The following is a 16,052-nucleotide window of genomic DNA, read 5'->3' on the forward strand; positions in this document are numbered from 1 at the left end:
AATTCCTTTTTAATAGACCTATATTGGGCAGCATGGACTCACAAACGCCCATTCATCTTAAGCGAGTTGCTGTATAGGAACAGTCGCCCGCCCAAAAGAAGATAGAACCTATGATCAATAGACTCCTTAACAAAACCTCTATTGCTACATTGCTCGCTTCCGTCAGTATGTTGGCAACAACCCCTGCGCTTGCCGCCGAAGAGGAAGCAACCGTGAACTACACTGGTCGTGACAAAGTGGAATACGATTATGCTTACGCATTAGGTGTGCAAGCGACTGTTTATGGCTGGGCACCAGTAATGATGGATGTGGCGCTTGAGCTGCAAACTTCTGTTGATGCGCCAATGGATAACGGTCAAGCACCCGTCAACCAGATTGGCCCAATCACGCGTCTATGGGACCACCGTGACCGTTCATACACTACGCCAAACAATGACACGCTGTATCTTCAAGCATGGGCTGATCTAGAAGAAGAGCCTCTAGTGCTGTTTGTTCCTGAAATCAAAGATCGCTACTGGATCGAACAAATTGTCGATATGTACACAGAATCTGTTGTTGACCTAGGCAATGCAACGGTTGGCGATCAAGGTGGTTACTTTGTGCTTGCCAAGCGTGGCTACGAAGGCGAGCTGCCTGAGGGTGTTGAAGTTCATTACTCAAACACACGTTACATCTGGCTTGCAGGCCGTCTAGGTGTTGAGAACGCTCAAGACGAAGAAAAAGCACGTGAGCTGCAATCTCAGTTCCGCCTAATGCCACTATCTGAGTACCCGAACGGCGGTGTTCAACCAGAGCCAAAACACGCAACTGGCGCACCAACTGTGCAGTTCCCACAAGGTCTAGCTTGGTTCGAACGTCTAGACAAAGTACTAAACGAAAACCCACTAGCTGAAGACAAGCCAGTACTGGAATCATTCGAATATATCGGTATCGGTAACGACGGCCTTGCAAACTTAAGTGACATTCGCAAACACGCACTTGAGAATGCTTTTAAAGACGGCTTTGCCATCATCCTAGATGCTGCGATGCACAGTGACACGCCAGTGAATGGTTGGAACTGGGAATATAAAGCAGGTGCTTATGGTGCAGACTACTTGCAACGTGCAGCGATCAATATGAACTCTATTGGTCTTAACTCTCCAGAACGCGCTATGTATCCAAAGCGCTATGTAGACAGCGAAGGCGAACTACTACACGGTGAGAATAGCTACACAGTGACCTTCCCTGCAGACATGCAAGTTAATGAAGAGATCGGTGGATTCTGGTCAGTCACTATGTACGATGCGCAAGATCGCTTCATGGTTGAGAATGCGATTGACCGCTTCAAGATCGGTTCTATGACTGAAGACTTGGTGTACAACAAAGATGGTTCATTGACTATCACTATCTCTCACCAAGAACCAACTGACGCAACAGCGCGTGCGAACTGGCTACCTGCTCCAAACGACAGCTTCATGCTTCAAGTTCGTTTGTACGAACCAAAAGAGTCTGTGTACACAGGTCAGTTCTCACTACCAGAAATGTACAAAAACAACTAATCCTTGTTGATGTCAAAAGCCGCTGAAAAGCGGCTTTTTTTTCGGCTATAGAAGCGCTTTGCAACTGGAGTGCATTTCCAAATACCTTCTACCGATATACTAGTCGCACAATAGTTAATGATTCCAGTAAAGCAATTTCAGTGGTTTTTCTGGTCCATATCTTCATACGCATAACTGTTGGTCTCCACATAAAACGCACTTTTGCCATTGTCGCTCTGCGGCAATGGCTTTTTTTTATCTACAAAAACATTTACCTAGACAAACAGGTATTAGAACAATAAGAGAGTGTGGGAGAAATCGTTTGGAATTAAAGGTGAAGAGTAAACTTGGAGAGGGGAAACGCCAGTTGCTTGTACATCAGAAGATATCTAGCGCTTCCCCAAATGAAATGTGTTATTTCAGGCAAGGGAGATCATAGCGATCACGACGATAGTTATTGCACGTTCAGTGCAAAAACCGTGTAAAATTCAATAATTCTCGAAAATTAGTACAAAGTTTTTGTAATTTAGCTCTCGGTTGTCTCCAGCCCCACCAGCATCAAGTCACCAGCCATTACGCCAGTACTCGCTGTAATGCCAGCAATCAAAACAACGACAGCATATTTGCTCAATAGAATGCCGTAGCCAAGGGTATTTACGATTCGGTTCATTTGTGTGGTCCTCAAAGTTTGGTATTTTCGCTCTGTACAAAAATACCGCACTTTATTGACCTCGGATGCAACCTAGGTGCATTTACCACTTGTCTCCTCGATAACCAAATCGAGCTAAATAGTGCCAGACTTTTTTTATTTCTTGTTCGTCATAGTATTGCTCAGTTACCGCCTTCCCCAATAAGGCAGCATCTATAACACCATTGACCGCAATGAGCTTGGCAAGCTCAATGAACTCCTGACCTCGATAGTCTGGAAACTGAGCCATATGTTCTATCGTAAGCTCATACCCATCATGCCATTCGATAACAACCCCAAGGTCTCGAGCTTGCTGCTCGATTGGCGTTGAACGGAATATAGGATCGAGCACTAAGCTCTCCACGTCTTCACCAAGAGAGAGCTCGCCATGGATATGAGCCTCTATATAATCATCAAGACGATCCACTTGCGCTTGAGTCGCCATAGCAACGAGATCGCTGAGTCGATCTGAGGTCGAAAAATCTTCAGGATCAAAATAACTGTCTGGGTAACAGAAGGTGGTGCGCTCGAGTACATGAGGTTTGAGTTTAAAAAAAGCCGAGCCAAATCTTGGGGAGGCACCCATTGGATACTGACGATAGTTTAGCGCACCATACTTAGGTCTCAGGTTATCGGGAGCGTCATCGTACGCTCCATCAAATACTCTCTTTTCCCACTGCCAACGCTCACCACCTTTGTAGGCGGTTAAGCCACCGTTACTGGTTTGGGTTTCGAACTGAGACTTTAAAACACCTGATTGTGCCAACGCCAACAGCAGAGGTGTGTTGTCTGCGGTTAATCGGTCAGGGTGGAAGTTGATCGTGATAGTGAATGCTTCCTGTACGGACATCCCTGTCGATTTATTACGGACATTGGTAAGGGCTACATCGACTGGGTTACTACGGCTCATGCTTGCTCCATCTTCTATCTATCGACACTCAGTCTCTGATATTTCTTTAAGCAAAGCAACGGAGTAGATCACCTAAGATACTACCCCGCAACCATCTACTCTTTCTCTAAGTACGCTTCGTCTTGTTTCTTATAGAGCATTAACGTCGATTTAATTCCGACCGATTTGGCAGGCTCTGGAGGTAGCCACATAGGTAAACTTTCGTCAGCATGATCAAACCACGGATGAACCTTGCCTCGGTATAGAGTGGCAACAACATCACCAAATAAAAACGCCAGATTGATGCCGTGTCCATTATAACCAAGCGCGTAGTAGATGTTGCGATGCTCACCCATTACGCCTACTGCTTCTTTGCTATCGCCAGTCATGCCCAATACACCATTCCATACGCGTTCGAACTTAATGCCTTTCAACGCAGGGTACAGTGTCACAAGTTCCGTCATCATCATATCGCTGACAGCATCTAGATCGCCCTTGTAGACTAAACCGTCATTGAACTCATATTCTGCATTGCCCCCACCAATTACGATACGATAGTCTGGAGTGAGCACTAAATGAAACAGTAAATTGCGTGTATCGAAGTATGGTATTCCAGGCTGCCATTGAATGGCATCAAGCTGTTCTTTGCTTAAAGGCTCTGTCACTGCACTTTGCGCATGCACTGGGAATACTCGACCGCCAAAATAACCCAGCTTCGAAGTAAAGGCGTTGGTCGCTAATACGATATCATCGGCTGTAACCTTGTGCTTGTCAGCAACACTTAGGGTGATTTGTTTACCCTCTTGAATGTCGGTCACCGGACTGTGCTCATAAATGGTAACGCCGGCTAATTCCACCGCTTTTCTCAGTGCGTTAACCAACTTCATAGCATGCACCTGACCACCATTAGGATCGTAAACTGCCCCAACATATCGATCCGTACCGAGCTCTTCTTCAGTCTCATCTGCATTCCAATACTCAAGCGGAATACCCAAGTCGTTAGCAGTCTCTACGTACTCTTGATATTCGGCGATATCCTCTTCATCAAGAATCGCTTCTAGATATCCATCAAGAACCAGGTCAGCGTCGACACCCGTTGACTTCACCAGAGCTTCAAGCTTTTTCATACTAGTTACAGTCAGGTCATAGTGACGCTTGCTCGCCTCACCGTCTTCATAGAAGTCCATCTCTTCTGAACCAGGCAGCACCATGCCGCCATTGCGGCCAGACGCCCCACTACCCACCTGTTTTGCTTCGAAAATCACGATATTGAGAGCTGGGTTCGCCTTCGCCAAATGCCAAGCGCTTGAGAGACCACTGTAACCACCACCAATGACGGCAATGTCCACTTTGATGTCTTGGTTTAACGGCGGGTTATCTTGCTTAGGTTTTTCATCAAACCAGTAGCTGGTGTTGGGTTCAAAATCGCTTTTCGCAGGTCCACAGGCTAAGAGAAAAAAAGTACAAAGGAAAAGCGTCAAAGTGCGCTGGAAATGACTTAGGTTTGCCATCAAATTCTCCAAGTGGAATCGTAATTTCAGTAGACGATATACCAAGAATAATAGCTCTCCGTTTCCTGAAAGTCGTGTCGACAAACTTCACACCTTTCAAAATCGTTGTCAGGAATCATATCTATATATAACTAGCAATGATAAGACCTCGATTTCAACGCGATAGACCTTGGAGAACAGGGGAAAGGGTCGATAGATACAGAGTAAATAACTACTAACTACATTTTGGAAAGCGATTAAGCACACTTAACTATTCACCATCGAAATATCACCACTAAATACCGAGAGATCATAGAATCTAAATCCGTATCGATATGGTTATCTTTTCTGCACGTTCACTTTATGGAACTATACCCATCCCATTGAATATAAAACGAACTCGAAAAGCCTAGTATGCATACGTAGCTAGCTTTCCATACGATAAGGACATCAGCATGATAGGAAGAATTACCCAACTGTTTCCTGTTTGGGCAGTAATGTTTGCAGCCGCCGCTTATTTTTCACCAGAACTGTTTGTTGGTCTCAAAGCGCAAATCGTTCCACTGCTGACAATCATCATGCTTGCCATGGGGATAAGCTTGTCTCCCAAGGACTTCATTAATGTTTTTCAGTTTAAAAAAGCAGTCGGTGTCGGCGTACTATTGCAGTTTCTTGTGATGCCATTAACCGCACTTCTCATTAGTTACCTACTCGGCTTCAATACTGAGCTAACAGTCGGAATGGTTTTGGTGGGCAGCGTTGCGGGCGGAACTTCCTCCAATGTGATGGCTTTCTTAGCAAAAGGGAATGTCGCACTCTCTATTTCAATGACGGCGATATCAACGTTACTCGGCATCATATTAACGCCGTTACTGATTCAACTATTGGTCGGCGAGAGAGTGGATGTTCCGGTATCCGCGATGCTAATGAGCTTAGTGAAGATTGTCCTGCTACCCGTCGGCATTGGTCTGCTCATCAACACATTTGCTCACAAAGCCGTCGCTAAGGCAAACGCCCTACTTCCACTTATCTCCATGGTCGCCATCGTCTTAATCATTGCCATCGTAGTGGCTTTGAACTCAGAAAGCCTAAGCCAAGTCGGGCCGTTAGTCGCGCTTGCGGTGATCCTTCACAACAGCATTGGTCTTACTGCTGGTTATTACTGCTGCCGTTTGCTCGGTTTCAACGAATCCACTTGCCGCACGATCGCCTTCGAAGTTGGCTTACAGAACTCTGGCTTGGCGACCGCATTGGCAATGAAGTTTTTCTCTCCTGCGTCTGCGATAGCCGGCACTATCTTCTCGGTTTGGCACAATATTTCAGGTTCACTGCTTGCTGGGTATTGGGTCCGCAAGAAAGAAACTCCAGCTAAAGACACTGCGGCTTGCTAATAGGATGCGAGCAGTGTAACTCCCATTACGCTGCTCGCTCAAAGTCAAGATGACTCACGTCCTGAAAGACGCGTAACTCAAACAGGTTCAGAACAGAGTACAGGTGCTCAAAAATCTCGGCCTGTACCGTTTCAAAATGCCCCCAGTCTGTATTTTTTGTAAAACAGTAGACCTCAAGCGGGACACCTTTAGAAGAGCAATCTAGCTGACGAACCATCAAGGTATGGTCTCGATTTATATCGCCTCTTGAGCGCAGATATGCCTCTATATAAAGTCGAAACAATCCAGCATTGGTCAAGCAACGCTTGTTCATATTGTCACCCAACTCATGCAACTGATGAGATTCACAGAGCTCTGCTATTTGGCGACGCAGCAAAGGGACCGTCGCAAGCTGATTGACATGGTTCATGTCTAAAAACTTGATGCTATTGGCATCCAACGAAAGGCTACGTTTTATCCGTCTCCCTTGTAGAGTCATGCTTCTCCAGTTCTTAAGGCCAACATTAAGTATTTCATAAGTCGGAATGATTGAAGTCGTTTTATCCCAGTTCTCTACCGTGATTACGTTGAGAGTAATGTCTTTAATTACACCATCTGCATCGTACTTATCGACTTCTATCCAGTCTCCCTTACGTACCAGCCTATGAACATTGATCTTAATGGCCGTAACGGTTCCTAAAATACTGTCTTTGAAGATCAGTAAAAGAACAGCAGACATTGCACCAATACCGCTAACTAATGCCATCGGTGGGATATCAAGCAAAATAGCGATCATCAGCACTAACATGATCGCCGAGCTCGCTATCTTAATAAGCTCAACAAAGGGCTTGATCGGTATCCCATCTAAAGACTCACTGCGAGAGAATTGCGCTTCTAGGAAATCTAAAACCGAATGAACAACCAAAACAGAGAAAAGTAACACTCCAATCTCTGCCAGTTTGCTATACCACCCCTGCACCGAAAAGTATTGGAACCAAAAGATACTAAATACAAAACCCACTAAGTATTGAACACGATGTACAAATTTCACTTCATACTTCGCTTTCACTCTATTTGGATTCATATCTAGAAATCGAGAAAGTATTGTCCTTACAATCCAGGGGATTAGGCAAAAAGAGATGGTCGTTGCCGCAATCTGAAAGAAGTGCTTTTCCACTTCAGTCAACGACAGATAGAGTGACTTTAGAGTTTCCAAATAATCCATAATCCTTTACACCGATTTTCGCTAAGTACGAGCGCAAACTTATCTCAGCTTACTGAGTCAGTCTTTTAAGTTCGCCTTCAAGGTCCGATACCGCTTTTTGAGTTTTAAACTCTTGATACATAGCTGTTTTATCATCAGGGTCAATGTTGGTACCACTCATGCTTATCATGTCATTGAAATAGCTTTCAAGAACTCTATTATCGATGGCAGCCATTGCACAGACTTGCTTTTCACCATAGATTTCACCAACGTCAAGTTTAACGATCTTTGATTGGCGAAGTCTCGATTCAGAGATCTGCTTGCTAATCGTCACAAACGTTTCCGAAACACTCGTTCCCTGATTGTTGCTTACTAACTCAGAAACATGTCGGTCCATGGTGCTCGCTTTCATGTTAATGGATTGAATCAAACTTGATCGCGCTGCGCTTTCCGCGCGCCTTTTATCGATATTAAAGCTTCCTGAAGAAGAGGCGCAGCCCACTGCAGCGAGACCGTCTGCAAACTCTGGCTGATATACCCAGCTCTCTAAACCATCAGCGAATGCACTGAGTGGCAAACATGTTAGTGCTACTAGGGCGATATTTTGTTTTATTTGTTTAATCATTTTATCTAACCACTGTAATTGAATTGTTTGTTATCTTTCTTATCTGGAACGGACTGCCCTCAAAGAGAGATGTATCTGAGGTAAGCTCATTAGCAACAGACTGCGGCAAGGAAAAAGAACGAAACTCGATAACATTCCCTTGTTCATTACCGCCAACTTTTGGCTCTTTATACTGAGGGTTTTGGGCTAGCCAACGAGATACCTCTGGCATAGTCGCCGTGTTTGGCATTTGGACACTAATTATCTTGCCACCTCTAGCGGTCAGCGACTCAAAGCCCTTTTCGAGCATAGATTGAAAATCTTCAGCCCCGCCCTCTAAGTGCACAGATGCGAGGCGTATCTCGACGTTATCACTGTCAGGTAATGCGTATTGCTGAGGTGTATTATTCCAATGAGACAGTGGGATCCAACGCTTATCAAATAGAGTAAAAGACATTGATAGCTCGGCTCGTTTTTCTCTTTTAGTTAAAGCCGAGTCGAGCTTTAAGATCATGTCTGCATCTTCAAGCTTAAGTGCTGTCTTGACCCTAGACCTTTCCAATATTTCCAGTACCTTCGCGCGAATCTGGCTATTCTCTACATGAACGAGGACTGTCGGTTGATTGAGAAGCAAGTAGTGATTCTCTGCTATCTGTTTTAGACCTCTCAGGTCAATGGATATGTCCATCAGAGCTTTAGTTTGCTCACCCGTACTTTGGTGTTCTAGTAACACCGAGTCCTGAATAAACTGAAGGCTCGCCGAGTGAATAGCACTAGCGTGCCCAGAATCAATACCCATACCAGATAAGGCTTTTTCAATCGCTAATATCTGAGCTTTAGATTCTGCAACATGCAAAGAAGCTTTGTGCTGTGACTTTCCAGCAATGACCTCTACCCTGAATACATGATCGTCACTCGATTCATCCCATACCCAGTCACCATCATCACTATCATTTTTCAATAAGCTTGCTATGACATCGACGCAGGTTTCACTGCCTTGTAAATAGGTATCACCCATTTGAAAGTTCAAAAAACCTTTACCTGAACTGCCTGTCACTTGTTCAGACCAAAGTCCTTGCTTAATCTTTCTTTTCTGACTGTAGGACGTGCTGTCCAAAGCCTTCAAATACGATTCAACGGCGTATTTGGGTGCCTCTTCGATTGCCGATGACTTAGCGGCTGCGCCTCTGCCGTGAACACAAGATTGGTATGCAACTTTCAACTCAGGCTCTTGCCAAATGAGCTCATTTGCCATGACGCCCTGAGTCAAAAAGAGGGCGCTAGTTAGCGCCCACTTTATCGTTTCCATTACAAAACTCCACCGGATGTGATTCGGCTCGCTAGGAAGTCTTTCGGCGTACCCACGCTTACAGCGAACAGTTTCGCGTCACGAGCAGGACGGTAGATGCCTTCCTCAGCCTCTCCCTTGATGCGTTTCGCATCTTTGGAGCTCTTCCACTTAACGATTTTTCCCTGACTTTCGATGTCACTTGGGTTAACTCTCGCCACACCCACAGGTTCAGCAAACCCAAGGCTGTACTCGAATATCACCATAGTTTCGTTAGGTAAAATTCCAGCATTCTGGCCTCGGTCTAGAGAGATACGGTCACCTTTAACCCCCAATACCTGTGCAGTCGCCGGCACTTCAGATAACATTCTGCTAAGAGCGATACCGAATCCTCGCGAAGACATATCATTCAGGACCGCGGAAACTGCATTGGCATCATAGATGTCAAAACCACCTTCAATCTGACCAGATTGCATCCAGAACTGCATCTCGCTCATTGGCTTAACATCACCAGTACGAACCTTGATCTTTCCAACGTTCGGGTAACTGATTTTTTCCTGAGTGTAAGGGTCAACAAAACCGATAGAGAAATCGAGGCTCAAATCTACGAGGTTGGTAGAGCCGCCAGTGATCAACTCGCCCGTTTTAACTGCATCAATCGTCATCGCATAATCAGGGTGAAGAACACCATTTTTCATACGGCGCGCTAGCTCAGCATCTGACATCCCCGCCATGGAATCACCAAGAAACTTAACGGTTCGCTCATCGCCAGTGACAATTCTGAATCGATTCAGACCAACCAGTTGGTTCTCAAATTGATTCAATAATTGGCGGCCATCATAAGCACGAACGGAAGCCAGCCAGTCATTGGGATTTTCAGTATCAGCTGTGATTGGGTCTGCCATATACAAGCGCAGTACTTTCTTGCTTAGTGGGCAATCTGGATGTTCGTTATTTACCTCAAATGTGCACTTATCAAGCCCGCGCGTGTTGTAATAAGCGGGAAGCTCTATATCACTGTCTTGAAACTGTTCAGGAGCTTTCGCATATTCATACTCTGATGCCCCTTTGTGTGCATTGGTTTTTACACGACTCTGTGGTGCTTGAGTACTTTGACAACCCACGACTACCAAAGACAACAGGGCAACTGTAATTCCATTAAGCTTCGTCATTGCTCTGACCTATACGTTCCTTGATAGCCTTGTCCGCTGCGTCCATATCTTTGATAAACTGTTGCTCTGCGCTAATCAAGCCGTTGCTATCAGTGATTAAGCCTACTCGCGTTTGCATTTCATCTACAACGAAACCAATTGGATGTTCTTCGGGATCAATCGCTCCTTGAATAAACTTATACGCTTCAGCTTTCGCTACCGCAGTCGCGTTAGACGCGGCGAGGTTCGTCACCTCTATCGCCTGTACGCCAAGCTTGACGGCCAACTCGAGGTTAGCGTTGAAGATTTTGCTTTGAGCCTTGGTATAGTCGTTGTATTTCGATTGCATCTTAGGGTCATCATTTAGAAGCTGAACAATCTCTTCTTTTGATTTATCTGAGTGCATCGCAAAGAATTGCTGAACATCTTTGTGCTCTTTACGAATGTTTTGATACTCGCCGACTACCTCACATTGACGTTTAGTGACAGACAAAACGCCTTTTGAAGCTTGGTCGAAAGCTGGCGCATACTCGGTATAACCTTTGGTATTCTCCACACAACTTGCTTCGATATCTGCAAGTAGTTCTTCGCGGTTGTCCCACATAGAGACGTTGCTTGCACAACCAGCCAAAATAGTGCTTCCAACTAACATTGTTAATAGCTTGTATTTCAAAATTACACTCCTAGTATTTTATCAAGTGGCTCAGATCCTAGCTCTAATAAGAACTTCTCATAAATCGCGTCCTCGGCTTTTTCATAAGATTCAGATGCTGGGCTTGTATAGTTATAGTTTTTTAAAATGATCGGCTGAACCATGCCTACCTGACGAAGTTCAACGCGAATCGAACGGTTAATCCGAAACTGTCCATTTTTACTGGCTTGCTTTCGCTTACCAGATAAAACGATTTGATATTTGGTCCCGGTTTGAGAAGTCACTCCAACCTGTTGAGCAATCTCAGTCAAATAATCAGATATATCCGTCGTACTTCTATCAGAAATCACTTGGATATGAGCTCTAGACTTTTGAATTGATGCTTCATGAAGTAACGGAAGTAGCCTATCTTGGTAGTGAGAAGCGTCACTCTTTGTAATACCTTGCAACGCACTAGAAACCGTATAAAAAGATGCCAGCTCTTCTCTTATCGACAACATATGTTTTAGTGCATCAATGGGCTCACTAGTTTTTGCCAACTTAATAATGTTCTCTATTCGCGTAATATCACTATTAAGTTTCGAGTGATACGCATTTGCTAGTTGATGGGTGTCAATACTAACCAAGACCTCATACAAATCGCCGCTGACTTGCTTTTCAACTCTATAGCCATATATAGGGAGTCGGTCACTTTTCATCACCATTAGTTCACTGAACTCTTCGTTCGTTTCACCATTTTTAAACTCAACCAGTGAACGAGTTTCCACTGAAATGTTGGATACCATTTTTTGTGCAATATTCGCTACAGCGCTGCGTTCAGCTTCTTGCATACTGTGACCTGCGCCCAGTCCATAAATAGTGGAACCTGAATCAGAAGGAATATCTAAGCCAGCATTCACTGTGAGACTAAGTGATAAGGCAAACAATCCAAACAATCTCACTCAATAATCTCCGCACTGTAGTCACGCTGACGCTTAGTAACCTTCTTCAGATAATTGATGGTTTCGTCGTATGGGAGATTATTAATTAACGTGTTATAAACCTCATCCGGTGTCATGGCATTTATCTTCTTCGCCGCAGCTTTTATTCGACGCTCTCCAAATGCTTTGGCTACATTGCCCGCTCCTGTGTTATAGGCAGCGATAATGCAATACTCTCGACTTTTGGGATTAGTGATCTCTCTTAGATATCTTGTATTGAGAATATCCAAATAGCCTGTCCCAGCCTGTATATTGTATTCTGGCTTATATAAATCTCGTTCATTCATAGGTGCATCGATCTTGTGCACAAATCTATTTACATCATGTCCGGCACTTGTTGCGACAACTTGCATCAACCCAAACGCTGGTATTGGTGAGCGAGCTGCGGGATTAAAACTAGACTCTGTATGCATGACAGCCAATATCAATTCTGGCTTAATATTAAATTCTTCACTTTGCTTATAGACATCATCTAGGAAAGGTTCAATACGTCGCTCAAGACTGCTGCTCGGCATTTTGACACTAAGACTCACGACTTTCTTAGCAGCAACTGGCTGCTCTTGCGCCTCTTTGCGTTGCTTCTCATAGGTTTCATTTACCGAGGCCATGCGCTGCTTGGCTTCGACAACAAGGGCTTGCTGCTGAGCTTTAACGATTGACTCATCGACTTCTACATCAGCCTGCATAGCCAATTGGTCAGCTTGTCTTTCGATTTCGTTGAGTTGAGCTTCCGTCTGCTCTACGATTTCTCGAAGAACTTTCTTCTCATTTTCAACATCATAACTAACTACCCTCTCGACAGTGTCTATCTTCGCAGTGGATTCCAGAATATGGTGATCAACCTCAGCTCCAGCAAGCTCGGACTTGAGCAATTGAGACACTTCCTCAGCGCTAGCATTGGCATCGACTAACACCTCGACGGTGACAGTGTCGTTATCATAGTCAACGATAGTTCGCGTATCTTTCTGAGGGTCCTGCTTGACGCTGTAATGGCTGGCACCAATTTTCGTATCGCCCCAACTAACAAGAGACGCTTCACGCTCCGCATCCCATTTCTTCAAATATGCACTTCTCCAGGCCGCATATTCTTGCATGTGTGCGATATACCAAGCTTCAAATTCAGCTTGTTCTTGCTCTGGAGAAATGAAGGCTTTAGAAACTTCGTTATCTAATTCTTCAAACGGATCAATAGCTGCATTGGCATGCAAAGCGAGGCCAACACACAGGGCAATTGTGTAGTATTTCATTTTAAGCCTTTAAGAAAAGTAGGCGCTATATTCAAATTTCGATAGCAACATTTCGATAAGCAGAGGTTCGGTTAGTTCACCAATGACAAATGTATTGGCTGAACGGCTACGAATGGCACTTTTTAATTCCTGCTCTCGTTTTTCATCACCTAGAACAAATGCGTCATCCAACTTGGAAATCTTCTTATCCATGTCGCTGTCAAAGGTTATATATTGAAAAGAACCAACCATTAACGTGTTGTACATGGCATCTCGACCAAGGGATATGGAGTCAAGATAGAAGTTTGAATTCCCACTTTCAAAGTAGCTTTCATCAGGTACAGATATAACTCTGCTCAAAGATTGTTGGTCCAACTGCGCGTTGCTAAATGGTATATTTACATTAAAATCCGGCACTAAAGCTTGGATTGAATAACTTGCAACTCGCCCTTGCTTTACCGCTACGCTTAAAAGAAACTTTCGAAAGTTGTAGTAGTAGAATCGTACTTCTTCATCAATTTTTGAGCTTTTAACTGCTTGTGAAACACCCGTTAGAGAAGATAGATACTCAAAAGAGTGTCCAACATTAATCTTATCGATAAGGTTGTACTCGTTGGTATTCGTAAAGGTAGCTTCCACTCTCTGGTAGTTACTGATTATTACAGCTTCAGTGTCACTCCATGTACCAATAGATACGATAATCGCGGCAACAGAAAATGCCACAGACTTAGCCTTTGAAAGGTGCTTGCTATATTCCATTATTCAACTGAGTTGCTTATTTATATTTATGTTTTTACGTTATCAGAGCGACTACACCCATACAAGTGTTTGAACCAATGTCACAAAAATCGCCCCTTGCTCACTTTGCGACCAACCATCGAACAAAACCCTAAAAAAACCATGGTCATCGTATTTTTATATTGTTAAGTATTTTATTATTTTTGCCAAACTATAATTTTTATCCATAAAGCCAACATTAAACAAAATGATGCGCATATTATAAAGTTAATCACCGATCACATTTTGTTTGCCTTATTGTTATTAACCATCGCATATCAAATAGCCAGAGTTAGTTTGTATATAACATAAATTAGTTTATATTCATCACAAAAAGAAACCTTGAGCGATGTTAGATACATACAGAAAACAGACACACTTATTAATGGCAGTTATGCCACCTCATAAATAATAATCAAAATCGATAAGTGCTGCCTTGTTGCTGTTCGGAATAGAAGCCATTTTATGTCTATATAAACTAAACATATTCTAGTTACTCGGGCTATCTCTCTATGATGTGCCAGCACTGACTTTTTGCACAAAGAGATTTCACGAGCCGTGTTACACAATAAAAAAGCCACCCAAAAGGGTGGCAAATGAACCGAAGCAAGATGCTATCGTAAGTGGACTCGTTAAATTGAGTAGAAGAAGTACAGCTGTGATTTCATTCTCAGGATAATTCCTCGGATGACGTCAAGAAATGCAAGAAAGCCAATGGGTTTATCACCGCTAACCCAAGCGAGTCCCACTGCCCCAACCGGAATGTCATAGCCCTCTGTCTCGTGGATCTTCAAACGAACAAAATGATGCTTGTTGTTAACGTTCTGACCTGTCGTTGTTCGCACTGATTGATCCAGAGCCAACAGTGTTCCTTGAGATTCACCTGTCGCTTCAACAATACCTTCAACTTCGGCGGCAAATACATGACCGGGGTAAACCGAGGTTGAAAACTCTGCAGCTTGACCTTGATGGATATTACGAATCGCCTGATGGTTGACTCGCATCAGCACATACTTTTCATTGGTATACATCTGCAAGCGAGGCACTCGCGACAGAAGCTGACCTTCTCGAAGAATGAAGTTGGTAACAAAACCGTCCGCTGGCGCGTAAACCTTGGTACTGTCTAAGTCCCATCGGGCGCGTTCTACGTTCTCTTTCGTGTTGCGAAGCTCTGCGCGTTTGCTCTCAACAGCAAGCTCAGATTTATTGATAGCGAGCTTAGCTTTATCTGAATCCACACGTTTCTTTTCAAGTTGTGCCTCGATAGTCGTCACTTTATGACGCGCTACCTCAACCAAGCTCACCTGCTTATCAATGTCACTCTCAGTAATAGTGTTGCTCACAACCGAGTTCTGCTCTTGAAATCGTTTGAGCATTTTTGTCTGTAATTGGTAATCCACCAATGCAGCGTTTAGTTGGCTTTGAGAGGTCTCAACCGCTTTAAGTGATGATAAATACGTAGACTTCGCTATTTCAACATCTTGAATTGCACTATCAAGGGACACGTCAGCGGCATCGTGTTGGATTTCAGCTTGATCCAATGCAATCTGGTAGGGTTTTGGGTCTATTTCATAGATAAGCTGCCCTTTTTGGAGCTGCTGATTGGGCTCAATATGAAGTTTTGTCACCTTACCAGAAACATTCGATGAGTCTGGGCGCAAGTGAATATGCGGAGCTTGAACCAATGACCCACCCGATAAGTCCATCGGCGTATAGTTAATCAGCCCTACCCAAACAAACATCAACCAACCAACACCACCCACATAAGCAAAGCTTTTGGAGAATTTATTCCAGGGCATACCAATTAGCCTGAGCAAATAGATGAACAGTGCCCAAACCGCTAGACCTTCTAACATGCGTCGCTCCCCGATTTTTCGCTGTTCCAAATATCCCGTAATCGGACTATGGCTTTTTCCATATCCACAAATGCAATGATGACTGCCAATACCCAAACCCAGTGCCAGATAAAGCCAATCCAGGTGAGCGCGGTAATGAGCCCAAGTTGGTGATGGTCGCGACTATGCGCTTTGTTAATTGGAAGTTCATGGATCCGCCAAAATCCATAGATAGCAGCGCCAATACTGGCAACTAACACGACGGCTGACACAACATGAAGCGCAGTATCAGCCCCCGTTCCAACGAAAGGAACACTCACTAAACTCATTGATAGCTCTCTTAGTTAAATCGAGCTGGAAGTGTAAGTGAGGATGAAATAA

General features: G+C 44.1%; 15 protein-coding genes. 2 read left to right on the forward strand and 13 right to left on the reverse strand.

The window, feature by feature from the left end; all coding sequences use genetic code 11:
* Window positions 1-110 precede the first annotated feature (110 nt).
* Window positions 111-1,538 carry a DUF1254 domain-containing protein gene (locus tag AC6I8U_RS11380; protein ID WP_498016933.1) on the forward strand — a complete coding sequence of 476 codons (1,428 nt, stop codon included), beginning with the start codon at window positions 111-113 and terminating at the stop codon, window positions 1,536-1,538.
* Between the two features lie 505 nt (window positions 1,539-2,043).
* On the opposite strand, the gene AC6I8U_RS11385 is transcribed toward AC6I8U_RS11380, so the two are convergent.
* From AC6I8U_RS11385 to AC6I8U_RS11395, 3 genes are all read right to left on the reverse strand, one after another.
* Complete coding sequence (locus AC6I8U_RS11385; protein ID WP_498016934.1) at window positions 2,044-2,187, reverse strand: hypothetical protein; 144 nt, start codon at window positions 2,185-2,187, stop codon at window positions 2,044-2,046.
* An 82-nt stretch (window positions 2,188-2,269) separates the two neighbouring features.
* Complete coding sequence (locus AC6I8U_RS11390) at window positions 2,270-3,115, reverse strand: DUF3626 domain-containing protein (protein WP_498016935.1); 846 nt, start codon at window positions 3,113-3,115, stop codon at window positions 2,270-2,272.
* Between the two features lie 95 nt (window positions 3,116-3,210).
* A complete protein-coding gene (locus tag AC6I8U_RS11395) occupies window positions 3,211-4,605 on the reverse strand; it encodes an NAD(P)/FAD-dependent oxidoreductase (protein WP_498016936.1) in 1,395 nt (464 codons plus the stop codon).
* Between the two features lie 434 nt (window positions 4,606-5,039).
* Here AC6I8U_RS11395 and AC6I8U_RS11400 point away from each other — a divergent pair, with 434 nt between their 5' ends.
* Window positions 5,040-5,975, forward strand: a complete 936-nt coding sequence (locus tag AC6I8U_RS11400; RefSeq protein ID WP_498016937.1) for a bile acid:sodium symporter family protein — start codon at window positions 5,040-5,042, stop codon at window positions 5,973-5,975.
* Between the two features lie 25 nt (window positions 5,976-6,000).
* Here AC6I8U_RS11400 and AC6I8U_RS11405 read toward each other — a convergent pair whose 3' ends face one another.
* The 10 genes from AC6I8U_RS11405 to AC6I8U_RS11450 all read right to left on the reverse strand — a co-directional run bounded on the left by AC6I8U_RS11405 (window position 6,001) and on the right by AC6I8U_RS11450 (window position 16,000).
* Window positions 6,001-7,179 carry a mechanosensitive ion channel family protein gene (locus tag AC6I8U_RS11405; protein ID WP_498016938.1) on the reverse strand — a complete coding sequence of 393 codons (1,179 nt, stop codon included), beginning with the start codon at window positions 7,177-7,179 and terminating at the stop codon, window positions 6,001-6,003.
* A 49-nt stretch (window positions 7,180-7,228) separates the two neighbouring features.
* Complete coding sequence (locus tag AC6I8U_RS11410; protein ID WP_234494182.1) at window positions 7,229-7,783, reverse strand: hypothetical protein; 555 nt, start codon at window positions 7,781-7,783, stop codon at window positions 7,229-7,231.
* Between the two features lies 1 nt (window position 7,784).
* Window positions 7,785-9,071, reverse strand: coding sequence for a hypothetical protein (locus tag AC6I8U_RS11415; protein WP_498016939.1), 1,287 nt, complete (start codon window positions 9,069-9,071; stop codon window positions 7,785-7,787).
* Window positions 9,071-10,222 (reverse strand): hypothetical protein, encoded by a 1,152-nt coding sequence (locus AC6I8U_RS11420; protein WP_446569133.1) that lies wholly within the window; start codon window positions 10,220-10,222, stop codon window positions 9,071-9,073. The genes AC6I8U_RS11415 and AC6I8U_RS11420 overlap by 1 nt, the downstream gene beginning before the upstream one ends.
* Window positions 10,209-10,874 (reverse strand): hypothetical protein, encoded by a 666-nt coding sequence (locus AC6I8U_RS11425; protein WP_234494185.1) that lies wholly within the window; start codon window positions 10,872-10,874, stop codon window positions 10,209-10,211. The genes AC6I8U_RS11420 and AC6I8U_RS11425 overlap by 14 nt, the downstream gene beginning before the upstream one ends.
* Window positions 10,875-10,876: 2 nt before the next feature.
* Window positions 10,877-11,788: a hypothetical protein gene (locus AC6I8U_RS11430; protein ID WP_498016940.1), complete on the reverse strand. Its 912-nt coding sequence runs from the start codon at window positions 11,786-11,788 to the stop codon at window positions 10,877-10,879.
* Between the two features lie 2 nt (window positions 11,789-11,790).
* Entirely contained in the window at window positions 11,791-13,080 is a 1,290-nt protein-coding gene (locus tag AC6I8U_RS11435) for a transglycosylase SLT domain-containing protein (protein ID WP_498016941.1), read from the reverse strand.
* Window positions 13,081-13,089: 9 nt separating this feature from the next.
* Window positions 13,090-13,782: an ETEC_3214 domain-containing protein gene (locus tag AC6I8U_RS11440; protein WP_252013910.1), complete on the reverse strand. Its 693-nt coding sequence runs from the start codon at window positions 13,780-13,782 to the stop codon at window positions 13,090-13,092.
* Window positions 13,783-14,468: 686 nt separating this feature from the next.
* Window positions 14,469-15,692 (reverse strand): HlyD family secretion protein, encoded by a 1,224-nt coding sequence (locus AC6I8U_RS11445; RefSeq protein WP_498016942.1) that lies wholly within the window; start codon window positions 15,690-15,692, stop codon window positions 14,469-14,471.
* Window positions 15,686-16,000 (reverse strand): MFS transporter, encoded by a 315-nt coding sequence (locus AC6I8U_RS11450; RefSeq protein WP_498016943.1) that lies wholly within the window; start codon window positions 15,998-16,000, stop codon window positions 15,686-15,688. Before AC6I8U_RS11450 ends, AC6I8U_RS11445 begins: the two co-directional genes overlap by 7 nt.
* Window positions 16,001-16,052 lie beyond the last annotated feature (52 nt).

It is taken from the genome of Vibrio sp. KUL80, assembly GCF_059725495.1.